This is a genomic window from Bradyrhizobium sp. SZCCHNR3119 (assembly GCF_032487775.1).
In the GTDB taxonomy this organism is placed as follows: domain Bacteria; phylum Pseudomonadota; class Alphaproteobacteria; order Rhizobiales; family Xanthobacteraceae; genus Bradyrhizobium.
Map to the genome: position 1 here is coordinate 4,616,028 of NZ_JAUEUV010000001.1, position 24,327 is coordinate 4,640,354.

Sequence of the window (24,327 nt, forward strand, 5' to 3'; positions counted from 1 at the left end):
GGAATGACGGTCACCGGTCCGAAGCTCGTCAAGCTGGACGGCGTCGAAAAGTATTTCGGCGCCGTCCGCGCGCTGGGTGGCGTCGATCTCGCGCTCGACCAGGGCGAATGCCTCGGGTTGGTCGGGCACAATGGTGCAGGCAAATCGACCCTGATGCATGTCCTAGCGGGCACCGCCGTTGCAGATCGCGGGCAGCTGGCGATCCTGGGCGAGGAGCCCACGGGCTATTCGCCCGGGCTGGCGAAGAAGCTCGGGGTCCGCTGCGTCTTCCAGGAGCTTTCGCTCTGCCCCAACCTGACGGTCGCCGAGAACACCCGCGTCTTCCATCCTTCGTTGACCGGCTTCAACTGGCGTCGCAAGGCCGGTCGGCTGATCCTCGAGAAGCTCGACGCCATTTTCCCGGCGCACGGCGTCAGTGCCTCTGACCTGGTACAGGACCTTCCGATCGGGCGGCGTCAAATGGTCGAGGTCGCGCGCGCCTTCACCGCGACCGACGAGCCGGTGCGGCTGATCATCCTCGACGAGCCGACGTCGTCACTCGATGTCCACACCGCGGGGCAACTGCTCGCCTTTATGCGCCGTGCCGTCGCCGAGGGTGTGAGCTTCATCTTCATTTCGCACCTGCTGGGCGAGGTGCTCGAGAATTGCGATCGCATCGTGGTGATGCGCGATGGCCGGACGGTTGCCGACGCCGCCGCGACGACGTTCGATCGCGACGGGTTGGTCGCGGCCATGGGCGACGTCGAGATTCACGGCCGCGAGGCGCGGAGCGGCAACGGGCGTGTCCGCGGCCGGTCGCCCCTCCGCGTCCGCGCCCGCCCCAAGCGACAGAGCGGCATTGCCGAGCTCGTTGCGCATGAGGGCGAGATCATCGGCCTTGCCGGCCTCGCCGGCCATGGCCAGACGGACCTGCTGCTCGGCGTATATTCGGCTGCAACGCGTGCTCAGGCGGGCACGGAGGTCACGGCCAGCGTGGCCTTTGTCGCCGGGGATCGCCAGGCGGACGGTGTGTTCCCGCTCTGGTCGATTGCCGAGAATATCGGGGTGCGTTCCCTCGCCAGCCTACGCCAGGGCCTCTTGATTTCGCCGCGGCGCGAGGACGAACTGGCCAACGTCTGGCGCGACAAGATCGGAATCCGGACGCCCGACGTTCACCACAACATTCTCTCGCTGTCCGGCGGCAATCAGCAGAAGGCGCTGTTCGCCCGCGCGCTCGGTTCGGACGCGCGCATCGTGCTGATGGACGATCCGATGCGTGGCGTCGACGTCGGCACCAAGCTTGAGGTCTACGATCTGATCCGCGAAGAGGCGGACCGGGGGCGGACTTTCCTCTGGTACACGACCGAAACCGACGAATTGAAGCAATGCGACCATGTCTATGTCTTTCGCAACGGCGCGATCGTCGCCGACCTGACCAGCGACGAGGTGACCGAGCAGAAGGTCATCCAGTCCTCCTTCGCGGAGGCGAACTGAGGCCATGAGCGGAGCAAGCGTCGTAGCGAAGGAGGCCGCGCGCGTCCTCGGGAGCGGTAGCACACCGCGGCTCCTGCGGGCATTGCTGCCCGCATTGTCGCTCGCGCTGGTGCTGCTGGCGATCAGCTACCTCAATCCGCGTGCGATCAGCTATTTCGGCTTCACGCTGATGCTCAACCTTGCGGTCCCGATCGCGCTTGCGACGATCGCGCAGATGTTCGTCATCGCCGGTAACGAACTGGACCTGTCGATCGGCGCCTTCGTCGGCTTTGTCGGCTGCGTCACCGCGACGTGGCTGCGCGACGCCCCCCTGATGGGAGTTCTCGTGCTGCTTGGCTGCATTGCGACCTATGCAGGACTTGGAGCATTGATCTATCTGCGCAATCTGCCCTCGATCGTGGTGACGCTCGGCATGAGCTTCGTCTGGCAGGGGCTTGCCATCCTGGTGCTGCCGAAGCCCGGTGGCAAAGCGCCTGACTGGCTGCTCGCCATCATGAGCGTCAAGCCGCCTCTCGTCCCGTTTCCGATCCTGGCCGCGGCTCTGATCGCCGCGCTCGCTTATGTCGGCCTGATGCGGACATCCTACGGCGCCATCCTGCGCGGCTCCGGCGGCAACGCGGTCGCGATCGGCCGCGCCGGCTGGTCGCTGCTGAAGGCCAAGATGGCACTGTTCGCATGCACTGGCCTGTTCGGCGTGCTGTCGGGGCTCGCGCTGATCGGCATCACCACCTCGGCCGATGCAAATATCGGCAACGGCTACACGCTGCTGTCGATTGCCGGAGTCATCCTCGGCGGCGGCGAATTCGTCGGCGGCCGGGTCTCGCCGATCGGCGCTGTCATCGGCGCGCTCACCCTGGCGCTTGCCGCGTCCCCGCTGCTCACCTTCATGCATATCCCGCCGGATTGGCAGGTCGCCGCCAACGGCGCCATTCTGATTGTCGTGCTCGCCGCGCGCGTCCTGATCAGCCGAAGGGAGGCGGAGCGATGAAGGGGACGCTCACCAGAGCTTTCGCCAGACCCTGGATCTGGTCGTTCGCCGGAGCGCTCGCGGTTTGGCTGGCGGCCGTCGTCTTCACCGGCGGCTATGGCGCCGGCGGCATGCTGACCGCGGCGCTCTCGCTCGCCGTGTTCACGGTCATCGTGGGCGTCGGCCAGATGTTTGTCATCACGCTTGGCCCTGGGAATGTCGATCTATCGTTGCCGGCCAATATCGGGCTTGCCAGCGCGGTGGCGATGACGGTGATGGCCGGCGACGACGGCCGCATCGCTCTCGGGCTTGCCGCCGCGCTGGCGTGTGGTCTGGCGATCGGAACGGCCAACTATCTGCTGATCTGGGCCTTGCGGATTCCGCCGATCATCGCGACGCTGTCCGCCAGCTTCGTCATCCAGTCGATCGACATCAGCTATGGCCGCGGGCTGCAGATCAAGCCGCCGCCGGGCTTTGCGGATTTCACCAACATCCAGCTCTTCGGGATTCCGATCCTGGCTGGTCTCACCGTGCTGTTCACGATCGCCGCGGGGCTTGCGCTGCAGCGCACGGTGTTCGGCCGCTCCGTGCTGGCGATCGGACAGAACATGCGAGCCGCGCGGCTGGCTGGTATCAGCGTCAACCGGGTGCGCTTTGCCGCCTATGCGCTGTCAGGAATGCTGGGCGGCATCGACGGCGCGCTGCTGGCCGGCTATTTCCGCGGCGCCAACGTCGATATCGGTAACGAATATCTCTTGGCCTCGATCGCGGTCGTCGTGATCGGCGGCACCTCCGTCGCCGGCGGCAAGGCCAATGTCCCCGGCCTCTGGGGTGCGGCGCTGTTCCTGGTGCTGCTGCTCACAATGCTCAACACCTTCGGCGTCAGCGCCGGCGTCCGCCTGGTGCTGACTGGTCTCGTGATCGTGGCGGTCATCACCGCGGCGGGCGGGGCGGAAGCGGCACGGTGAATGTTTGTCCAAGGCCTCCCGGACAGGTGTGCTGCGGCTTTCTGAAGCATGACACGAGCTGGCGCATGTGCTGATAACGTCGCAGACGACGGCTATCGGCAGCCAAGTGAAGAGGCGCGAGAGTATGCTCTGGAAAAAACTTCAGCAGTTAGTCGTACTCTTGTTCGCTATCTTCTTAGGCTTTTATGGAGCATATAATCTGCTGGAATGGTACTCAACCGGTGAGCACTGGGCTAACTTCAGAAGCAGGGGTGATCCAAACAACTACACGCGCATAACGTTCGCAGATCACCCGTTGAATTTGGCCAGTTTAATCGCGATCGACGCGGCTTTCGTGGCGGGGGCATGCTGGGCGGGCATTGTCTTGATCCGGTTGGTGCGGTCGATGTTTCAGGGCGTCACAGATAAAACGCAATGACCGTACTTGGCGTTCTGCGACATCTGTCGATGCCCGCGTTGTCCTGCTCTTCACCGGTAGGGCGGACATCGCGCGTTTACGAATGCGCGGCGCTGTCTAGCGCGTTCTGCATCGCCTTGATCGCGGCTCTGTTGGCCCATGACCTCGTTGACCTTTGTCGACATCGACTGCGAATCGCAGGGCAAAATTCCAAGTTATCGAACAGGCATGTTGGGGATGGACCGCAGTAGAAGACACGCCGTCAGCTCTAGGGATGTCCACTGACTGTCACGGCCGACGCCGTCTGCTCCGCAATCTCGTCGGCTCGCCAGCACCGGACCGTATGTCCATCGGGACGCGTCTCAAGCGGTGGGCCAGGCTCGCGATGGCACGCGGCCTCCGCGTAAAGACAGCGCGGGCTGAACGCACATCCATCCGGAGGATTGAGGGGATTGGGAAGCTCGCCCTTTGTCGTTGTGAGCGGTGCGCGACGGAACGGATCGGGAATGGCGCCGATAAGCGTTCGCGTATAGGGGTGTGCCGGCCGTTCGAAGATGTCGCGCCAGTCGCCGGTCTCCACCATGCGTCCGAGATACATGACGGCGACCCTGTCGCTCATATGCTCGACCACGCCGAGGTCATGGCTGATCATGATATAGGAGAGGCCGAGGGTCTCCTTCAATTCCAGCAGCAGGTTGATGATCTGGGCGCGGATCGAGACATCGAGCGCTGATACGGGTTCGTCGCAGATGACGATCCTGGGATTGAGGATCAGCGCGCGCGCAATGCCGATACGCTGGCGCTGGCCGCCGGAGAATTCATGCGGATAGCGGTCGGCCTGTTCGGGCCGCAAGCCGACATGCCGCAACATCGTCGCAACGCGATCCTCGATCTCGCTTGCGGCGGTCACGCCATGCACGCGCAACGGGCCTGCAAGCGTGCGACGAACGGTCTGGCGTGGATTGAGCGAAGCGTAGGGATCCTGAAAGACCATTTGCACGATCCGGGCCAACGTCCTTCGCTCGCGGGAGCGCCGGCCGGCCACGACCTGTCCGTCCACCACGATACGGCCGCGCGTAGGCCGCAGCAGACCAAGCATTGAAAGTGCGACGGTCGACTTGCCGGAGCCGGACTCGCCGACCAGGCTGAGGCATTCGCCTCGCTTCAGCTTGAGATCGACACCGTCGACGGCACGCAACAGCCGCCGGCCGCGGCCCAGCAACCCGCCCCCCACGGGAAAATGAACCGCAAGATCCTCGACGCTGAGAATGACGTCGTCGTCCGGCCTTTGCTGGGGGTCATGCATGGTGATGACACCTGACCAGACCGCCGGCCTCCAGCAGCGACGTCTCCGGCGCGCAGGTCCGGCAGATATCGGTCGCTTGGGCACAGCGCGGATTGAACCGGCACCCGTCGGGGAAGCTCGTGATGGCCGGGACCACGCCCGCGATTTCCTTGAGCCGCGTCCGGCCAAGCGCAGCGCGACTGCCCAGCCGCGGCAGCGAGTCGATCAGGCCTTGCGTATAGGGGTGGGAGGGCGTCCGGAAAATGTCCGCCGAGCCGCGCTCCTCGACGATGCGGCCAGCATACATGACGGCAACGCGGCGACACACATTGGCGACCAGGCCGAGATCGTGGCTGATCATCAGGATCGCCGTTCCTTTCTCGGCGCATAAAGTCCGCATCAGCTCGATGATCTCAGCCTGCACGGTGACGTCGAGCGCGGTCGTGGGCTCGTCGGCGATCAGAAGATCCGGGCCGCATGCGAGTGCGATGGCGATCATCACGCGCTGGCGCATGCCGCCCGAAAGCTGGTGCGGGTAATCCTTCGCGCGTCGCTCGGGCGCGGGGATGCGGACGCTCGCCAGCGCCTCGACCGCCAGCTCGTTGGCGTCCCGCCAGCTCTTGCCCTTGTGCAGCACGAACATTTCGGCAATCTGCCGGCCGACCGGTGAGACCGGGTTCAGCGCCGTCATCGGCTCCTGGAAGATCATGGCGATGCGATTGCCGCGCAGCGCCCGTTGCGCGGCGGCTGGAAGTCTCTGGATTTCTCGCCCGTCAAAGCGGATGACGCCGCCGCCGATCGACAAGGGGGGGCGCAACAGGCCGATCAAAGCGAGCGCCGTGATGCTCTTGCCGCAGCCGGATTCGCCGACAAGGCCGAACGTCTCGCCGCGGTCGATGCGGAACGAAACACCCTCCACGGCAGGAGACTGGCTCGCCCCTTGGTCGAGATCGATGCGCAGGTCCTCGATGTCGATCAGCGGCGCGCCCGTCATGTCCGCCGGCTCCGCGATTGTGGATCGAGAATGTCGCGCAGGCCATCGCCGAGCAGGTTCAGGCCGAGCACCGTCAGGAAGATGGCGAGGCCCGGAAAGACCGAGAGCCAAGGCGCCGTCGTGATCTGGTCGCGGGCTTCTGACAACATGCTGCCCCAGCTTGGGTAGGGCGGGCGGACGCCGAGGCCGAGGAATGAAAGCGAGGCTTCGGACAGCACCGCGCTGCCCATGCCGAGCGTGCCGATGACGATGATGGGTCCCAGCATGTTCGGGAGCAGTTGCGTGATCATGATGCGCAAATCCCCGTAGCCGAGCACGGTTGCAGCCTGCACATAGCCCTGGCTCTTGAGCGAGAGCGCGGACGCCCGTGCGATCCGGCAGGTGAACGACCAGTTGGTCAGCCCGAGCGCGATCAGCAGGCTGGTCAGGCCGGGTCCAAGCACCGCCATGATGGCGAGCGCGAAGATCAGCGAGGGGATCGCGAGCATGAGATTGGTCAGGCCGTTGACGACATCGTCCCACCAGCCGCCCCAATAGCCGGCGCTCAGGCCCAGTCCCACGCCGATGACGCTGTTGATCAGCTGCGAGACGATGCCGACCGTCAGCGAGACACGCGCGCCGTACACGACGCGGGAATAGATGTCGCGGCCCTGGCCGTCGGTCCCGAACCACCAGAGCCAGCTCGGGGCCTCTTCCGCATTCATCAGGTTGGCGTCCAGGACCGGGTCCGTGTGCGCCAGCCAGGGCGCGAGCAGGCCGACGAGGACCGCAAGGGTGAACAACGCCCCGCCGATGATGAGATTGGCGCGGAGCTTCATGCGTATCTGATCCTGGGATCGATCACGCCATAGAGCAGGTCGATCAGCAAGTTGATCGCGAGGAAGAACAGCACCACCACCAGAATAGAGCCCTGGACAGCCGGAATGTCGCGCTGCAGGACGCTGTCGACGAGCAGCGAGCCGATGCCCGGCCACGAGAACAATTTCTCGACGACGACCGCCTGTCCCATCAACGCGCCGAATTGCAGGCTGGTCGTCGTGAGAATCAGGACAAGCGCGTTGCGCATCACGTGCCACTTCACGACCCGGGTCTCGCTCATGCCCTTCGAGCGCGCGGTGCGGACAAAATCGGCGGTCATGATCTCGAGGACCGCAGCGCGCGTTGTCCGGGCCAGCAGCGCCATCGGCGAGACGCCGAGGGTCATTGCCGGCAAGATCAGATATTTGAGGCCGCCGTCGCCATAGCCAAAACTCGGCAGCCAGCCGAACTTCAACGCGAACAGGTACATCAGCAGCAGCCCGAGCCAGAATTTGGCCATCGAAAGCCCCGACACCGCCAGGACCATCGCGGCCGTGTCGACGAGACTGCCCGGCCGCAAGGCCGCGACGAAGCCGAGCGGCACGCCGACGACGGTCGCAAACGCCATGGCTGCGAATATCAGTTTCAGCGTCGGCCCCATCCGCTTTGCGATCATGGTCGTGACCGGCTCGTGCGTCCGGAACGAGGTTCCGAGATCACCGGCCGCGAGACCGGCGATGTAGCCGCCGAAGCGGATATAGACGGGCTGGTCGAGGCCGAGCTGTTTCTTCATGCGCGCCTCGACCTGCGGATCGCCGTCGTCGCTCATCGTCGAGACGATGCTGCCGGGAACGACGCTGAACAGCGCAAAGACCAGCAGCGCGACAGCGAGCACGGTCGGAATGGCTTGCAGGATTCGGCGGATCAGGAAGGAGAGCATCGACATTTTTCCTGCCTCCCTCCATCGTTGGTTGCGCTGGAGGGAGCGCGTGAGCGCGGGTCACTTCGCGGGCGAGGTCTCGTCGACCCAGAGCTCCTCGACGTTCTGATGCGTCAACTCCGTCGGATTCAACTGAATCCCCTTGAGCCACGGCTGCACGGCCATGACCGCTTTGTTGTAGTTGAAGAACCAGATCGGCGCCTCGTCATAGAGCAGGGCATTGGCCTTTTGCAGCAGTTCGGTGCGCTTCGCGGAATCGTCGGTCTGCCCGGCTTCATCGAGCAGCTTGTCAAAGTCGGCATTTTTGAAGCTCATGTAGTTGCAGGCCGATGGCGGCGTCGAGGAGTGGAAGCATTTGAGCGCGGCCTGGGGATCCGGGCCGGTCGGCTGCGAATAGATGAAGGCCTGGTAGTCGCCGGTGCGAACGACCTCCGCCAGCACCGCGGTCTCGACCTGCTTGACCTTCACCTTGATACCCACCTTGTCGAGCATCGGGATGACGGCCGTGACGATCGGCAAGCCCCAGCTTTCATTCTGGCTGGTGGTCCATTCGAATTCAAAGCCCGTGGGATAGCCCGCGTCGGCGAGCAGCTGCTTGGCCTTGGCGGGGTCGTAGGCATAGGGCTTCATGGTCTTATCGTAGAGAGGAGAGGTCAGCGGCAGCCAGCTGGTGGCGCGATAGGCCTTGCCCTTGACCAGCTTGTTGATGATCAGGTCCGTATCGATCGCATAGTTGATCGCCTGCCGGACGCGCTTGTCAGCGAACGGCTTGAATGCAGGATTCATGCCCATGTAGCGCGTGAAGACCTCGGCGACCTCGACGATGGTGCCCTTGAGATCGGGGTCGGCCTGATAGGCGACATACTGTGCGGGCCCCAGCACCGAGGTATCGATCTCCTTGTTGCGGAAGGCGACATCGCGTGCCGCGGCCTCGCCCATGATCGACACGATGACGCGGTCGGCGTAGGGCTTGCCCGGCTTGTAGAACCGGTCCCATCGCTCGAGGACGATGCGCGATCCCGGCACGTGCTCGACGAACTTGAATGGTCCAAGGCCGATCGGATGCTGGATGAAGTCCTCCTTGGCGCCCTCGTCGGCGGGATAGATCGACGTGAGCGCGGTGAAGAAGTAGAAGCCCGGATCGACTTTCTCGGTCAGCTTCATTTCGAGCGTGAAGTCGTCGATCTTCCTCAGGCCCGAGATCTCCTTGGCTTGCCCTTTCTCGACCGCGGCCGCGCCTTCGATGATGCGGACGAAACGCGCGCCGGGATAGGCCTTGCTGCCGTCCATGATGCGCGTGTAGGACCAGATGATGTCGTCGGCCGTCATCTTCCGGCCATTGTGGAAATAAGCGTCGTCGCGCAGCTTGAAGATGTGAACGAGACCGCCATCCGAGACGGTGTCCTCCTTGGCCAGCTCCAAGACCGGCCTGCCTTCAGCGGAATTCCAGATGTAGAGCGACCGATGCAGAGCTTTGGCATAGATCTCGTCCTGGGCGCGCTGGGTCGTATGAATGTCCATGCTGGTGAAGCTTGAGCCGTAGGGCGCCGTCATCCGGATGGTCCCGCCCCGGTGCGGTGTCTGGGCCTCCGCCATGACCGAGAGTGCCAGTCCCAAACCGGCCACAATCGCGATCCTCTTGAGCATCATCTCTTCCCCAACGCTGCAGGAACACTCCGATCAGGAGTTGACCACTCGCAGCGCATCTGGCGCAAGGGGGACGTTCTGAATTCGTCGAGCCAGAGTTCTGGCAAGAGCGGCTCAGCATATAAAAAGCGCTCGGTGCACAAATGACCGTCGCTGGTCCTCGCCGGTGCAACGAGCTCATCGCTCGCTGGTCATGGGAATATTCCTGTCTTGAGTGAAGCTTGTCTTGGATGAAGCTTGCGACTTCTCGTCTCAGGACAGGATACTTTGTTGCTCATCTTTCCGGCACTGCTGCCGCGTTCAGTCCCTTGGCCCCTTCTGCGACATCGAGCAAAGTCCGCGTTCGTGCTGCTCTTATGGGACGAGCATGGCGCGTTCTTGAGCGCGCCGTCTAGCGCGTCGCCGTAGCGGCAGGCGCGGCTTGCGCCCGCGGCGTGCCGCGCATGCGGGCCAACAGCTCCGCGGTCGGCCAGGAATCCGCCGGCAGGCCGTACTTCACCTGCACCGCCTTGATCGCGGTGCGGCTCTGCTGTCCGAGCACGCCATCGACCTTGCCGACAAGGCCAGTGATTGAACTCAGCCGCTTCGCTGAACACTGAGCATTCGTTGATCTAAATCAACAGCAAGGAGCTTGGAGTTTTGCAATCTTAAATTGTGTAGGGGCGCTACACGGAAAATGTACGGCGCTGCTGCCTCGACGCTGGCAACACTCTTTTCCAACTGCACGCTTTCGCCCTTGTCGCCTCGGAATTCTTGTCGCTGACGAGTCCCGTTCAAGAGATGCGTGAACCGTGTGCCAGGGGCGCCGCCGCTTAAGAACGGGAGCCGATCGATGTCGCTGCCAAAATTCTTCTCCAAACAGTTCCGCGAAGAGATGCTTTGCCATCCCGTCTGGCTGCCGGGCGAAGGCATAGTGCCGGGCGATATCGGCGTGATGCGCGACGGCATCTTCATGCGTGAGGGCAACTTCTCTGATTATACGGCGGTCACGGCGAACATCGTCGAGGAGGAAATCCCAGTCTCTTCCAAGAGCAAGTTCTCGGTCGGCGTCACCGTCTCGCTCGGGCTCGGCGCCGAGGCGAAGATTGACCCGAATGCGAAGATCGGTGGCAAGCTCAGCATCAGGCGCGGCGGTGGCGTGGTGCTGCACATCCCCAATCAGCGCCGGCGCTATATCAGCAACCTGCGCGAGGTACTACGCGCGCTCCCGTGGGGCGGCAAGGATTTCGGCGAAGATACCGTACTGGTTTCGGAGGTCCGGTTGGCAAAGGCGATCGCGCTGGTGCTGTCAGAGACCGGTGACACCAGCGTCGATCTCACCGGCAAGGCGGTGGCACTGCAAGCGCTGGATATCGCCGACGCCTCGATCTCGTTCGGTGCGACTTCGGCTGCGTCCTACACGACCTCGATAGGCGATCCGCAGGGCCAGGCCTTCTATCCCTACGGCCTGCTCCTCTACAAGGCGCGTACCGGCTTTTTTCAGGACGGCAAGGTCGTGCCACTCGAAGCGGCGCCCGGGACAGATGCCGACATGGCACCGTTCGAGGAGGTCTCGCCCTATGACGAAGAGCTTTGAGCCGGCGCTCCAATATGCGGGCGCGGCGGCCGAGGCGCTGATCGCCGGTTACGACCGCTCCAGCGGAAGTTGGGCCTTTCCGCGCTTGGGCCCGTTCTGGGATGCGGTCGCCGAGGTGCATCGACGCGGACAGCGCGGTTTTGGGCGGCGCATCGCGATCCTTGATTCGGCGTTCGACCTTTCGGCGCCCGTGCTCGCGCACGATGCGGCGGCGTGCCTGCCCAACCGCTCTGGCGCCGACCTGTCGCACGGCACTGCGGTCGCGCTGCTGGTGCGCACCGTCGCCCCCGAAGCCACGCTCGACCTCTATGCGATCGGCGGTCCTGGCGGGCCGGATCGTCACGCCGTTCGCTCCGCGCTGCGCAAGGTCGCCGCCTCAGACGCGACGGTGTTGTGCATGAGCTTCGGGGTGCCCGTGCCCATCGCTGACGTCACGCTGGTGGCCGACGCGCGGCGGTTGCTAGCAGCTCGGCCGCGGCAATGCCCCATACCCTCAGGCTGCCTGTGCGAGGCGGTCGGGTCTGTGGGGGATCGCGCGGTGTTCGCCGCGGTCGGGAATGACGCCGGCAGCCTGTTCTGCCCGGCCATGGCGCAAGCCGCCAGCGCGATCGGCTTCCAGCTCGAACGGCGCATCCCCGATCCCGAGCGCGGCGAGAGCGCCTGGGCGTCCCCGCCGAGCGGCTACAGCCAGTCGGACGCCGCCGACTACACGCTGATTCAGCCCGAGGGCGCGCTCGGTAGCAGCTTCGCAACACCCCTCATCGCTGGGGCCGCGGCCTTGCAGGAGGATTCCGCGGCGATTGCGTCAATGCAGAGAGCGTGTCACCTGGGAGCAGTGGCCGACATGTTGCTCGCTGCCTATCGTTCGAAGCGCCTCACCGACCCCGCTGAACTGGCGCCCGCGCTTGCGTTATACAAGGAGGCCCTCGCCACGTTTCCGCATCAGGCGGTTCTACGGGACGGCGCGCATTGGTGCGTAGGGTGTGCGCTGTACGGCGGTACGCTTTTCGTCAATGCAGGCTTGGCGCATCTCGAAGCGGACGATCTATCGAGCGCCGAGTCGCTTCTCCGGATCGCACGTCATATTGCGCCGCGTAGTGCGGACGCTGCCGCCAACCTGGCGACTTGTCTGATGCTACGCGCCGAAGCGATGGCCCACCGTGCCGGCATGCCGCTCTTGCGCGAGGCGGTTGCCGCTTTTGACGAGGCAATCGGGCTGCGCCCCGGCTATCGCGGCTACGACGCCGCGCGGGCACGTGCGACGGCGATGCTAGCGTCGTATGGCGGTCCTGAAAACCCTCCGCCCGCCATCTTGCCGTGAATGTCGAGGATATTGTCGGTGACACGATCCCTACCGCCGCGGCGCTGCCGGTCGATCTGAACGATAGGAGCCGCAGAGGCGGCTCATGCGTTGGTTCTAGCGCGTTGCGGTGGCGGAGGCAGGCGCGGCTTGCGCCCGCGGCGTGCCGCGCATGCGGGCCAACAGCTCCGCGGTCGGCCAGGAATCCGCCGGCAGGCCGTACTTCACCTGCATCGCCTTGATCGCGATGCGGCTCTGCTGTCCGAGCACGCCATCGACCTTGCCGACATCGTAGCCGGCGCGGACCAGGAGCTGCTGCAATTCCTTGATCTCGTTGAACGGCAGTTGCGCCACCGGCCCCGTAGCCTTTCGCATCGGCGGCGCGCCGGCGATGCGGGTGGCGAGATAGGCCGCCGTGGTCGAGTAGATCAGCGAGTTGTTCCACTCGGTGTAGGCGCCGAAATTTGCGTAGGCCAGGAAGGCCGGGCCGTTCCGCCCCATCGGCAGCAGCACCGAGGCTTCGAGCGCATCGTTCGGCAGCGGTCGCCCATCGGGATAGGTGATGCCGAGGCTATTCCATTTGCTGCGCGGCGCCTTGACGGTGAGGTCGGCCTGGTCCCAGGGGAAGCTCTGCGGCACCCTGATCTCTTCGAGCCAGGGTTCGCCGCGACGCCATTTCAGCCCCGTCGCGATGTAGTTCGCGGTCGAGCCGATCACATCGGGCGCGCTGCGCAACAGGTTGCGCCTTCCGTCGCCGTCATAGTCCACCGCGTAAGTGACGTAATGCGTCGGCAGGAACTGCGTCTGGCCGAGCTCACCGGCCCAGGAGCCGATCATCTCGGACGGCGACAGATCGCCGCGGTCGATGATCTTCAGCGCGGCGATGGTCTCGTTCTGGAAGCGCTCGGACCGGCGGCAGTCATAGGCCAGCGACACCAGCGAGGGCAGCACCGGGAGCTTGCCCATGTTGGCGCCGAAGTCGCTCTCCAGGCCCCAGAACGCGGCGATCACCGCCGGCGGCACGCCATACTCCTTCTCGGCGCGGGCGAAGGCGGCGGCATAGGTGCGGATGTGCTGCTGGCCGTTCTGCATCCGGTAGTTCGCCGCCATGCGGCCGGCGAATTCGGTGAACAGCTGGCCGAACACGCGCTGGCCGCGGTCGCGGTTGACGATGCCCTGGTCGTAAGTGAGATAGGGCGAGGCTTCCGCGATCGCCCGCTGCGACACGCCCTCGGCGACCGCGCGCTGCTTCAGCTCAGCGAGGAATTGAGCGAAGCTCTGGCCGTTATGGCAGGCCGCCGCGCGCGGCGAGGGCGCTGCGGCACGATGTACGGCCGCGGCGGCCGGGCCAGGAGCCGGGGCGAATTGCGCCGATGCTGCGAAGGGCAGGGCGAGCGATGCTGCGACGGCGGTGAACATGGCTCGCAGAGCGGACGAGAAGCTTCGCATTCGGTCTCACTGATCGCAGGTTAGTCCTTGTGAAACCACAGATATCCGAACCGCGGCGAAAAGGGAAATCGCAAAAGGCGGGCCGCAAAGTCCATGGGCCGCCTGTCTCGCCGACAGGAGGCCCCCTTGGGGTCGGCAAATCGCCGCCTGTCTCATCGCGCCAGCGGCCGACGCGCAGTCTCCGGCGCCAGTGCGATGAAGGGCAGGCCGACGAGATAGATCAGCGACAGCACGGAGATCGCCAGTGGGAAGCTGCCGGTCGCGGCCGCGAGCATGCCGATCAGGGTCGGGCCGGCCGCGCCGAGGATGCGGCCCAGGCTGAACGCGAAGCCTGAGCCTGCGCCGCGCAGCATCGACGGGAACATCTCCGGCAGCCAGATCGTGAACAGGCCGAACACGCCATTGGTGAAGAAGCCGAGCACCGGCAGAGCGATAAAGAAGAGCGTCAGGCTGTCGAGACGGGCGATCGCGACTTCGTAGGCGACGACCACCGAGATCAGCGCACCGACGAAGAACAGCACGGCCGTCTTGCGGCGGCTGCCGAGGCGCTCGGTGATGGCGGGCATCAGCAGGCAGCCGAGCAGGGTGCCGACATTGGTGACGAGACCGGCGACGGCTCCCATGGCCTGCGCATGCGCGTGTGTGGCGCCGGCCGATGTCAGCTTGGTGATGATGACAGTGGGTGCCCAGAAATTCGAGGACCATAGGCCGAAGATGATGCAGGCCATCATCATCGCCGCGGCCCAGGTCGTCTGCGCCTGGCCGGGCGCGAACAGCGCCGTGACGGATTGCTGGCTCGGGTCGAGCGGTCGCGAGCGCTGCGGTTCGGGGACGTTGAAGCGCAGATAGGCAATCAGCAGAGCCGGCAGGATGCCGAGGAGGAACATGCCGCGCCAACCCAGCGTTCCGGCCGCCCCGAGCGCGACCAGTGCCGCCAGGAACAATCCCGTTGGCGTCGCCGTATGCAGCCAGCCCGCGTACCGCACGCGGGTCTCTTCCGGCACGGATTCATGCAGCAGCGGCGTGCCGGCGGCCCATTCCCCGCCGATGCCGAAGCCGGCGATGAAGCGGAAGATCGCGAACATCACGATGCCGGTGGAGAGGCCGCATAATGCGGTGAACAGCGAATAGACCAGCACCGTCCAGCACATGATGCGGACGCGACCGTAGCGGTCGGCAGCCCAGCCCCACACCATCGAGCAGGCCCAGCCCAGCATGAAGATCGAGAACAGGATGCCGCCATACAGTCCGATATTGGCAGGGCTCACGGCGATCCCGCTGGCCGGCAGCAGTTCGCTCAGCGCGGCGACCAGGACATAGCCGTAGATCGAGGAATCGAAGCCGTCGAGCATCCATCCGAGCCATGTGACCCAGAAGATCTTGCGGGGCGAAACGGCAGATGGTGCCGTAGCCGCAGACGCGGCGACGCCGGTGATGGTCATGTCTCCTCCCTGGAGCACTTTGTTGTTTGTGGGAGGAGTATGACCGGCTTTACGCGGCGCGACACCCGTCGCAAATGGAATGGAGCGTGGCGAATAGCGAATGGGGCGCAGCGAATTGGAAGAGAGTTCTTCCCTGACGCGCTACTCCCCCTTTTTCACCCCACCTGCGCCAGTGCGGCCTGTGCGTCCTCTTGAATCCGCTTCAGATGCGCGGCGTCGCGAAAGCTTTCGGCGTAGAGCTTGTTGACGTCCTCGGTGCCCGACGGGCGGGCGGCGAACCAGCCATAGTCGGTCTCGACCTTGATGCCGCCGAAGGACTGCCCGTTGCCCGGCGCCTTGGTATGCACCATGCGCACCGGATCGCCGGCGAGCTCCGTCAGGTTGAGCTTGTCCGGCGTCAGCGCCTTCAGCGCGGCCTTCTGCGGCGGCGTGGCCGGCACATCGATCCGCTCATAGACGGGCGCGCCGAGTTCAGCCGTTAGTTCCTTGTAGAGCTCGCTCGGGTCGCGGCCACGCTTGGCCATGATCTCGGCGGCGAGCAGGCCGAGGATGATGCCGTCCTTGTCGGTGGTCCACACCGTGCCGTCGCGCTTGAGGAACGAGGCACCGGCGCTTTCCTCGCCGGCGAAGCCGAACGATCCGGAGCCCAAGCCCTCCACGAACCATTTGAAGCCGACCGGCGTCTCGACCAGCTTGCGGTTCAGCTTGCGCGCGACGCGGTCGATGATCGAGGAGGAGACGACGGTCTTGCCGATCGCCGCGTCGGCGCGCCAGTTCGGCCGATGCGTGAACAGGTAGGCGATCGCGGTCGCGAGGTAATGGTTCGGGTTCATCAGCCCGCCCGTGCGGGTGACGATGCCATGGCGGTCGGCGTCGGTATCGTTGGCGAAGGCGACGTCGAACTTCTCGCGCATGCCGATCAGGCTCGCCATCGCGTAGGGCGAGGAGCAGTCCATCCGGATCTTGCCGTCCCAATCCACGGTCATGAAACGGAAGGTCGGATCGACCAGATCGTTCACGATCTCGGCGTTGATCCCGTATCGCGCGATGATCGGCTGCCAGAAATGCACGGCGGCGCCGCCGAGCGGATCGATGCCGATCCTGATGCCGGCCGATTTGATCGCGGCGAGATCGACGACATTGGCGAGGTCCTCGACATAGGGCGTGACGTAGTCGTGCAAGTGCACCGAGCGCTGCTTGCGGGCCTGCGCATAGGTGATCCGGGAAATGCCGGCGAGCTCGTTGGCCAGATAGATATTGGCCTGCCGCTCGATCTCAGCCGTCGCGTCCGTGTCGGCCGGACCGCCATGCGGCGGATTGTATTTGTAGCCGCCATCCTCGGGCGGATTGTGCGACGGCGTGATGACGACGCCGTCGGCGAGATGCTCGGTGCGCCCCTTGTTGTAGGAGATGATCGCGTGCGAGACGACAGGCGTCGGCGTGTAGCCGCCATTGGCATCGATCATCACGTCGACGCCGTTGGCGGCGAACACTTCCAGTGCGCTCGCCAGCGCCGGCTCGGCCAGCGCATGGGTGTCGATGCCGATGAAGAGGGGGCCGTCCAGGCCTTGCTGGCGACGGTAGTCGCAGATCGCTTGGGTGGTGGCGAGGATGTGGTCCTCGTTGAAGCCGGTCTTCAGCGACGAGCCACGGTGACCCGAGGTGCCGAAGGCAACGCGCTGGGTGGGCTCGGTGGGATCGGGCTTGAGCGCGTAATAGGCCGTGATCAGCCTCGGAATGTTGGCAAGCGCGGCGCTGGTGGCGGGCTTGCCGGCGGCGGGGTCAATCTTCGGCATCGAACGTCCTTCGCAAGTTCGAAACGGCTGCAGCGGCACTTGGTTCCGCTGACGTTCTGGTAGCGCAGCGAAACAAGGCCGCGCCGTCACGTCATATGCGTGAGCTCATGAGATTACCATGGCTGGCGGCGTCCATTCGATCAACGGAAAACCACCGTGACGCGTCCGTCCGCTGTGCCATGAGGCATCATTAACCACGCCGCCGTACGGCGCCGGCCGCATAAGCCTGGACTTAACGCTTGGTCGAAAAGATTGGGGGCGTAACGCAACACGCGCGCAACGGGACCGGGTGCGTCAACAATTGGGGAGCAGCAAATGAGAGCGCTTATGATAGGCGCCCTGGCCTTGACAGTCGCTGGCTGCAGCCATTCAGCTCCGCAGCAATCCGCTGCGCCATGCGTCAATCTGAATGGCACGGCCTGTGCGCCGGAGCCGCCTGCAGGCCAGCTTGCGGGTGTGGAGCAGGGCACACAGCATCGTTCAGCCGCAGCCCGCCATGCTCCGTCTTCCAACCGCCGTGTTGCTCGACACCGGCCAGCCGTTCATCGCACGATCAAGCCCAAGGTCGCCCATGCGAGCCCGGCCGCGGAGGTTGCCAAGCCGATATCGGCCGCGACGGCCGCACCCGCTCCCCAGGTCGCCGTCCAGCCATCGCAGCCAGCCCAGCCGCAGCCAGCCCAGCCGCAGCCAGCCCAGCCGCAGTCAGCACAGCCACAGCCAGCACAGCCGAGGCAGAGCGGTAGCGGTGAAGCACGCGCGGCCGGCATTGCCAGTCCCGACAAGGTTCAGGAGCAGGTGACGGTTGCGACAGCGCTTGCCGAGCGCATGACCGCGATTGCCTCGGCAACCGCATCGGCCCAGGCGGATGACAAGACGAAGGGACGGCTTGTCGCCGTGCTGCTGGCAGGACCAACCGTCAAGGCGGTCTCGGAGCTGCGCGGCAAGGTGATCGCGATCGATGATCGCTACGTCGCCTCGAACGGGCGGATCACGACGGCCATCGCTGCGGCCGGCGCTCCGGAGGTGCTCGTGCTGGAAGGCCAGTCGACGGCCATCAGCCGGCTGACCAGTGGCGAAGTCGCCGCCGCCGTCGTCGCGCTGGTCACGCCCGAGGTCGCGGAAGCGTTTCCCAAGATCGCGGGTTTGACGTTGTTCGAGGTCCCGCTGCCCACCCGCTAGGCGTGATCACCCCGCGCGGCGTCACGTTGCGCTCGCGCTCGCCGGCTGCGGCAGCGCGACGCCTTGGACGGCGGCAAGGCCGTTCGGGAAGGATGCGGCCGATGCTGGCCGCCTCGAGCGAGTCGCCGCGCGAGACGAGCCGGAAAGTATGAAGCTGTGGTCGGAGGCGCGCGACGCCGTTCAGGCGGCTTTCTTGGAAGCCTTTTTTGTGCCCGTCTTCGTCGTCGGTTTCTTGGCTGCCTTCTTGGCCACCTTGTTGGCGACCTTGGCATCGGCTTGCGACTCAGGGGCCTTCCGGCTCGGCTTCTCCGCCTTCTTCCCGGCGACCTTTTCAGTGGCTTTGGGCAACTCGGCGGCGGCAGCCTGGCGCATGGCGCGGGCATAGGAGTCGGCGGCATTGTCGGCCGAGAGCAGGAGCCGGCGTGCGGCCGAATTGGCCTGCTCGATGACCTCCCGCGCCAGCATCTTGTAACGTTCCTTGGCGTCCTTGTCCTTGGCCTTGACGGCCATGCCGCTGAAGCGGTCGCGCCGCTTCTTCGCCGCCGCCAGAATGGTCTTGTTCTGTTGTTTGGCCAGCTGCCGGATCACGGCATCCAGGTCGGCATCCGCCATAGTCTTCCTCAATCGTCCCTAGGAATCACAAAACACGCGTCATCACGAATCAGCCGAATTCAACGGCTGAAAGCGCGCGGGACTATGCAGTTCTGTCTCCCGATTGGCAATCGGGGGAGGGCCGTGCCGTCCGAGATGGTAAAGCAGCTGTCAGCGGACGCGATCCGCAGTCTGTTCGATGGCGTGCTTGTAAGGAAGCAAGTGCCGTGCGCGCACCGCGCGTTGAGGGGGGGGGCTCGCGGGTCGTCGCCGGCACAGGCCCGGCCGTGCGTGACGTCGCGGACAGGTGAACCTCGGCCGGCTTTGCGCGGGCTGCGTCATCCGTTTTCCCTCATCTATGGGTCCGGGAAGCGGACCGCGGCGAAGAAACGCCGCGCTGGGCTCGATTCGAGCTTGCGGCTCTGGATCATTCTCGACGGATACATCAGGACATGATGGGCCGATCGCTTTATCTCGACGATCATGCGCCTAAAAAACTCATTATACCTGCATTTTCAGTCGGATCACCTCTGTCCAGTCCTGCTGCGATTAGATTTCTTATTTTTAGAAATTGTGGTTCCCTGTGTCCATCACGCCGTGCAGCCGCAAGCAGGTGGTAGATTGGTTGACTGACTACCTTCTTGCTTCTTGCGCCGAGTTGTATTCACCTGCCTTAAAAGGGAGAATGACTGTGCGGTGGTTGACGTTGATCGGCTTTGCGTTGGCTCTGGCGTCGGCAGCGCTCTCATCGAAATAGCCCATCAGCGCCATTGCGTATATCGCTCCCGAATAGCCGCAGCTTCAGTTTGGATATTCAGTTGTTCGAGTCGTCGTATCCGCTAAAATAGCCGGTATCTGTCCACGATGGCACTTTTGGCGCTCGGTGGCTCGTTTAGGACCATTGCGCCTAGTGAAACGTTTCGTGCAGCTCGATTTTGCTTTTCACGGCACTTCGTTTTGCTTTCAAGACGAACCACCTCGGCGCAGGAAACATTGCTCGTTCCAGCAAAATTGGTGATCACCTCGGCATGCCTCGGCCGGGCGCAGCTGTTGCGGTCGATCTGCTCGCGCCTAAAAACTAATTTTGCTCGGGATTTCAATCCGATCACCCCTGTCCAGTCTCTAACTGAAAAATATTCCTGTTTCTATTTTTCAGAAATTGTGTTTGTCTATGCGCATCCCGCCTCGATCAAGAGGGGCGTTTCGCGATCGTCACAAACGTTGGGTGCGGGATGCGGTGGGCGTGTCGGGCTGCAGCGTGATCTCATCATGCCGACGAACAGTCCGATGTGCACGGTCAAGCCGCGTGGTCCTGGCATCCCGGTGCTGATGCCAAGTTCGCGCCGACGTTTGCGCGGGCGACAGGGGCAAGAACGCCGGTCCCTGGGGAGAGCGCGGAGTAAGCCGTAAAGCCATCGCGCAGGGAAGGCCGGGATGTCTCGGCCGAACCTGTGGTTCCTGCCCCGTGCTTTTCATTCGCACGGGGGCCATGGGGGCGGCGAGCTCCCGGCCTTCCCTGCGCCCTCGATATTGAAGAGGGCGAAACGAATAGCAAAGCTCGGACGCAGATGCGCCGCGAGAAGATCGAACTCGTCTGCATCAGAGGCAAGGGTGTAGGTGTTACGATGATTGTCGAGCCTTGCTCGTCATGGATCGCGAGGACGAAGCCGCAATCACAGCGTCGTCCCGGGCGTAGACCCGGGACCCATAACCACAAATGGTGTTGGTGTGCGAGAGCTCACCGCGCCTCTGCCACGAACGCATCCTGTGGGTATGGGTCCCCGCGTTCGCGGGGACGACACCGAGTTCTGCGTTACGTGCATTCGGCTTCTCTGCGCACCGAGCCTCGGACCGAGAGGGTGTGATGCAGCGCTCACAACTCCCGTGCATTGCTGAACGCGAACGAGCTGACGCGTCGCGTCGTCTCGTCCAGGATCAAGGTGCGCGTGATCGGCGGCTCGGCCCGCTGGCTGCAGTTCTCGCGCTCGCAGAGCCGGCAGTTGACGCCGATCGGCGTGCCCTCGGTCTTTTCGAGATCCGTGCCGGCGGCATAGACCAGCTTCGCGGCATGGCGGATCTCGCATCCCAGGCCGATCGCAAAGCGCGGTTGCGGATGGGGATGCGGCGCGACCGGGCGCCGGACCATCTGCGCGATCGAGAAATAGCGGGTGCCGTCCGGCAGCTCGATCACCTGCTTGAGCAGCCGGTCCGGCGTGTCGAATGTCGAATGCACGTTCCACAGCGGGCAGGTGCCGCCGAATTTCGAGAACGGGAACGTGCCCGAGGAGAAACGCTTGGAGACGTTGCCGGCGTTGTCCACGCGCAGCATGAAGAAGGGAATGCCGCGCGCGTTCGGCCGCGACAGCGTGGTCAGGCGGTGGCAGACCTGCTCGAACCCGGTCAGGAAGCGCTGCGCCAGCACGTTGATGTCGTAGCTGAGCTGCTCGGCCGCGGCGAGAAAGGCGGGGTAGGGCATCATGACCGCGGCGGCGTAGTAGTTCGCGAGCGTGATGCGGTAGAGCCGGCGCGCGGTGTCGTCGAGGCTGCCGGCACGGCCGACGATGGCCTGGATCTGCTGGCCGCATTCGGCCATGCCGAGCTGGAAGGCGAGCTGGAAGGTGCGGCCGGGGGAATCGATCAGCTCGGAAATCAGCAGCTGGCGGCGGTGGCGGTCGAAGCGCCGCAAGGTCTCGCGCATGACGTCGACCGGCATGATGCGGCTGACGATGCCGTGTTTCTCGCGCAGCCGCGCGGCGAGCGCGGCATAGAGACCCTCGGCCGGGACATTCAGTTCGTCGCGCAACGTCTCCGCCGCCTGCTCGAGCTCGGCGAAGTAGTTGCGGTTGGCCTCGATCAGGTCGCGCACGCGCTCGATCGGGTTGGCCTCGAAGCGGGCGCCGCCCTCGTTGCGATCGGCCATCTGCGCCGCCACCAGGGTCTCGCCGCGCCGCGCCTCGGTATAGGCGGCATAGAGCCGCTGCAGCGCATGGGTCACGCCCGGGCACAGCTCGGCGAGATCGCGCAGCTCCTGCTTCGGCAGGTCGATCTGCCGGAACAGCGGATCGGAGAAGATCTCGTTCAGCTCGGCGAAGAAGCGGTCCTCGTCGGCGGTGGCGAGGTCGCGGAGGTCGAGGTCGTAGGTTTCGGCCAGCCGCAGCAGGATCTGCGCCGTGACCGGGCGCTGGTTGCGCTCGATCAGGTTGACATAGCTCGGCGAGATACCGAGCCCTTCGGCGATCTGGGTCTGCGACAGGCCCAATTGCTGGCGGATCCGCCGAAAGCGGGGCCCAACGAACAGTTTCTTCCCGGATTCAGCTGCCATCGTCCGTCCCGAATGTCAGTCTTGCTGACCTATATTGTGACAAAATTTACAAAATGACATTTGTTACAAGTGGTGATGTTACATGACATCACCATTCGAATACAAGCCATCTATACGAACTTCCTGGATTCGCGTTTAGCTCTGGTCACGTATTTCGCGATGCACTGTCAAGAATGTCGAGAGTGCAAACGGTCGTAACGAAGAGGATCAAGCACATGAATTACCAGCCGCGCGGCATCAATGACCAAGCTGTCCAGGGCCCGATCTCCTATCTGAGCGAGGTCGCAGCCGCCGAGGCGCTGCTCAAGACCCAGCCGACCTGGAACGGCGTCACCGCCGAGGCCGTGGCGCGCATGCGTCTGCAGAACCGCTTCAAGACCGGTCTCGACGTCGCCCGCTACACCGCGGCGCTGATGCGCGCCGACATGGCGGCCTATGACAAAGATCCCACCAAGTACACCCAATCGCTCGGGTGCTGGCATGGCTTCATCGCGCAGCAGAAGCTGATCTCGGTCAAGAAGCACTTCGGCACGACCGATCGGCGCTATATGTATCTGTCCGGCTGGATGATCGCCGCGCTTCGATCGGAATTCGGGCCGCTGCCCGATCAGTCGATGCATGAGAAGACCGCCGTGCCGGCCCTGATCGAGGAGCTCTATACCTTCCTGCGTCAGGCCGACTCGCGCGAACTCAACGACATCTTCCGCAGCCTCGATGCGGCCCGCAAGGCCGGCGACAAGGCGAAGGAAGCGGCGCTGATCGAGAAGATCGACAATTTCCAGACCCATGTCGTCCCCGTCATCGCCGACATCGACGCCGGCTTCGGCAATGCCGAGGCGACCTACCTGCTCGCCAAGAAGATGATCGAGGCGGGCGCCTGCGCCCTGCAGATCGAGAACCAGGTCTCCGACGAGAAGCAGTGCGGTCACCAGGACGGCAAGGTCACCGTGCCGCACGAGGTGTTCCTGGCCAAGATCCGCGCCTGCCGTCACGCCTTCCTCGAACTCGGCGTCGAAGACGGCATCGTCGTGACCCGCACCGACTCGCTCGGCGCCGGCCTCACGCAGCAGATCGCGGTCAGCCACAAGCCCGGCGACCTCGGCGACCAGTACAACAGCTTCCTGGATTGCGAGGACGTGACGCCGGAGACGGCCCGCAACGGCGACGTCATCATCAACCGGAACGGCAAGATGATGCGTCCGAAGCGGCTGGCCTCCAACCTCTACCAGTTCCGTCCCGGCACCGGTGAGGACCGCTGCGTGCTCGACTGCATCACCTCGTTGCAGAACGGCGCCGACCTCTTGTGGATCGAGACCGAGAAGCCGCATATCGAGCAGATCGCCAAGATGGTCGATCGCATTCGCGAGGTCGTGCCGAACGCGAAGCTCGCCTACAACAACTCGCCGTCCTTCAACTGGACCCTCAACTTCCGTTGGCAGGTCTACGACGCGATGAAGGAAGCCGGCAAGGACGTCAGCCAGTACAACCGTGCCGAGCTGATGAAGGCGGAGTACGACAACACGCCGCTGGCGATCGAGGCCGACGAGCGCATCCGCACCTTCCAGGCGGATTCGGCCAAGCGCGCCGGCATCTTCCATCACCTGATCACGCTGCCGACCTATCACACGGCCGCGCTGTCGACCGACAATCTGTCTCGCGAATATTTCGGTGAGCAGGGCATGCTGGGCTACGTGAAGAACGTGCAGCGCGCGGAGATCCGTCAGGGCATCGCCTGCGTCAAGCACCAGAACATGGCCGGCTCCGACATCGGCGACGACCACAAGGAGTACTTCGCCGGCGAAGCCGCTCTGAAGGCGGGCGGCGCCCACAACACGATGAACCAGTTCGGCTAGCAATCCGTTCGGCTACAGGAGACTGACAATGACCAAAGGCAGCAATTTCTGGGTGATTGGCGGCGAGTTCGGCTCGATGAACTTCCACAAGCTCGTGGAAGGGTCGGCCCAGGTCAAAGGCCCTTTCAAGACGCGCAAGGAAGCCGAGGACTGCTGGCGCGAGGTGTCGGAAGAGCACCGCCACAAGGCCGGCGTGCGGTTCTCGATCGTCGAGGAACCGCAGCGCGCCCCCGCCGCTTGATCGGCGTCGGGTATCTGCATCAAGTTAAGCCCAAGGACGGGGCGGTCTCATCCGGTGAACGCCGGGCGGGGCCGCCCACGTCCATTTCGATACATGTAAGTGCTTGGAA

The 24,327-nt window shown here is 64.3% G+C and carries 21 protein-coding genes; 9 read left to right on the plus strand and 12 right to left on the minus strand.

Annotated elements, in window-relative coordinates:
- Positions 1-3 precede the first annotated feature (3 nt).
- From QX034_RS21265 to QX034_RS21280, 4 genes are all read left to right on the plus strand, one after another.
- Positions 4-1,473 (plus strand): sugar ABC transporter ATP-binding protein, encoded by a 1,470-nt coding sequence (locus tag QX034_RS21265; RefSeq protein WP_315706794.1) that lies wholly within the window; start codon positions 4-6, stop codon positions 1,471-1,473.
- 4 nt (positions 1,474-1,477) lie between these two features.
- On the plus strand, positions 1,478-2,461 hold the full coding sequence (locus QX034_RS21270; RefSeq protein WP_315706793.1) for an ABC transporter permease: 984 nt from the start codon (positions 1,478-1,480) through the stop codon (positions 2,459-2,461).
- Entirely contained in the window at positions 2,458-3,408 is a 951-nt protein-coding gene (locus tag QX034_RS21275) for an ABC transporter permease (RefSeq protein WP_315706792.1), read from the plus strand. Before QX034_RS21270 ends, QX034_RS21275 begins: the two co-directional genes overlap by 4 nt.
- 124 nt (positions 3,409-3,532) lie before the next feature.
- On the plus strand, positions 3,533-3,826 hold the full coding sequence (locus QX034_RS21280) for a hypothetical protein (protein WP_315706791.1): 294 nt from the start codon (positions 3,533-3,535) through the stop codon (positions 3,824-3,826).
- A 247-nt stretch (positions 3,827-4,073) separates the two neighbouring features.
- Here QX034_RS21280 and QX034_RS21285 read toward each other — a convergent pair whose 3' ends face one another.
- The 6 genes from QX034_RS21285 to QX034_RS21310 all read right to left on the minus strand — a co-directional run bounded on the left by QX034_RS21285 (position 4,074) and on the right by QX034_RS21310 (position 10,049).
- Positions 4,074-5,111, minus strand: a complete 1,038-nt coding sequence (locus QX034_RS21285) for an oligopeptide/dipeptide ABC transporter ATP-binding protein (RefSeq protein WP_316195762.1) — start codon at positions 5,109-5,111, stop codon at positions 4,074-4,076.
- The gene (locus QX034_RS21290; protein WP_316195764.1) at positions 5,104-6,084 is read right to left on the minus strand and encodes an ABC transporter ATP-binding protein; all 981 of its coding nucleotides are present in this window, start codon (positions 6,082-6,084) and stop codon (positions 5,104-5,106) included. The genes QX034_RS21285 and QX034_RS21290 overlap by 8 nt, the downstream gene beginning before the upstream one ends.
- Positions 6,081-6,902 carry an ABC transporter permease gene (locus QX034_RS21295; RefSeq protein ID WP_315741715.1) on the minus strand — a complete coding sequence of 274 codons (822 nt, stop codon included), beginning with the start codon at positions 6,900-6,902 and terminating at the stop codon, positions 6,081-6,083. The genes QX034_RS21290 and QX034_RS21295 overlap by 4 nt, the downstream gene beginning before the upstream one ends.
- Positions 6,899-7,822, minus strand: a complete 924-nt coding sequence (locus QX034_RS21300) for an ABC transporter permease (RefSeq protein WP_315741811.1) — start codon at positions 7,820-7,822, stop codon at positions 6,899-6,901. The genes QX034_RS21295 and QX034_RS21300 overlap by 4 nt, the downstream gene beginning before the upstream one ends.
- A gap of 60 nt (positions 7,823-7,882) precedes the next feature.
- On the minus strand, positions 7,883-9,472 hold the full coding sequence (locus tag QX034_RS21305) for an ABC transporter substrate-binding protein (protein ID WP_316195766.1): 1,590 nt from the start codon (positions 9,470-9,472) through the stop codon (positions 7,883-7,885).
- Between the two features lie 388 nt (positions 9,473-9,860).
- Positions 9,861-10,049 (minus strand): peptidoglycan-binding domain-containing protein, encoded by a 189-nt coding sequence (locus QX034_RS21310; protein WP_315706843.1) that lies wholly within the window; start codon positions 10,047-10,049, stop codon positions 9,861-9,863.
- A gap of 252 nt (positions 10,050-10,301) precedes the next feature.
- Here QX034_RS21310 and QX034_RS21315 point away from each other — a divergent pair, with 252 nt between their 5' ends.
- Entirely contained in the window at positions 10,302-11,045 is a 744-nt protein-coding gene (locus tag QX034_RS21315; protein WP_315767397.1) for a hypothetical protein, read from the plus strand.
- A complete protein-coding gene (locus QX034_RS21320) occupies positions 10,993-12,366 on the plus strand; it encodes a hypothetical protein (protein ID WP_316195768.1) in 1,374 nt (457 codons plus the stop codon). The genes QX034_RS21315 and QX034_RS21320 overlap by 53 nt, the downstream gene beginning before the upstream one ends.
- 96 nt (positions 12,367-12,462) lie before the next feature.
- Here the strand turns inward: QX034_RS21320 and QX034_RS21325 are convergent, their stop codons facing one another.
- The 3 genes from QX034_RS21325 to pgm form a co-directional block, all read right to left on the minus strand.
- Positions 12,463-13,794, minus strand: a complete 1,332-nt coding sequence (locus QX034_RS21325) for a lytic murein transglycosylase (RefSeq protein WP_410050909.1) — start codon at positions 13,792-13,794, stop codon at positions 12,463-12,465.
- A 152-nt stretch (positions 13,795-13,946) separates the two neighbouring features.
- Positions 13,947-15,236: an MFS transporter gene (locus tag QX034_RS21330; protein ID WP_315706784.1), complete on the minus strand. Its 1,290-nt coding sequence runs from the start codon at positions 15,234-15,236 to the stop codon at positions 13,947-13,949.
- A gap of 155 nt (positions 15,237-15,391) precedes the next feature.
- Positions 15,392-17,032: a phosphoglucomutase (alpha-D-glucose-1,6-bisphosphate-dependent) gene (gene pgm, locus QX034_RS21335; protein WP_316195770.1), complete on the minus strand. Its 1,641-nt coding sequence runs from the start codon at positions 17,030-17,032 to the stop codon at positions 15,392-15,394.
- Positions 17,033-17,359: 327 nt separating this feature from the next.
- On the opposite strand from pgm, the gene QX034_RS21340 reads away from it, so the two are divergent.
- A complete protein-coding gene (locus QX034_RS21340; RefSeq protein WP_316195772.1) occupies positions 17,360-18,211 on the plus strand; it encodes a hypothetical protein in 852 nt (283 codons plus the stop codon).
- 180 nt (positions 18,212-18,391) lie between these two features.
- On the opposite strand, the gene QX034_RS21345 is transcribed toward QX034_RS21340, so the two are convergent.
- The 3 genes from QX034_RS21345 to QX034_RS21355 all read right to left on the minus strand — a co-directional run bounded on the left by QX034_RS21345 (position 18,392) and on the right by QX034_RS21355 (position 22,124).
- A complete protein-coding gene (locus QX034_RS21345) occupies positions 18,392-18,823 on the minus strand; it encodes a hypothetical protein (protein ID WP_315741711.1) in 432 nt (143 codons plus the stop codon).
- Between the two features lie 612 nt (positions 18,824-19,435).
- Positions 19,436-19,573, minus strand: a complete 138-nt coding sequence (locus QX034_RS21350) for a hypothetical protein (protein ID WP_315706780.1) — start codon at positions 19,571-19,573, stop codon at positions 19,436-19,438.
- Between the two features lie 1,102 nt (positions 19,574-20,675).
- The gene (locus tag QX034_RS21355; protein WP_315706779.1) at positions 20,676-22,124 is read right to left on the minus strand and encodes a short-chain fatty acyl-CoA regulator family protein; all 1,449 of its coding nucleotides are present in this window, start codon (positions 22,122-22,124) and stop codon (positions 20,676-20,678) included.
- Positions 22,125-22,339: 215 nt separating this feature from the next.
- Between QX034_RS21355 and QX034_RS21360 the strand changes: the two genes are divergently transcribed.
- Positions 22,340-23,977: an isocitrate lyase gene (locus QX034_RS21360; protein WP_315706778.1), complete on the plus strand. Its 1,638-nt coding sequence runs from the start codon at positions 22,340-22,342 to the stop codon at positions 23,975-23,977.
- A gap of 28 nt (positions 23,978-24,005) precedes the next feature.
- Positions 24,006-24,218, plus strand: a complete 213-nt coding sequence (locus QX034_RS21365) for a hypothetical protein (protein WP_315706777.1) — start codon at positions 24,006-24,008, stop codon at positions 24,216-24,218.
- Positions 24,219-24,327 lie beyond the last annotated feature (109 nt).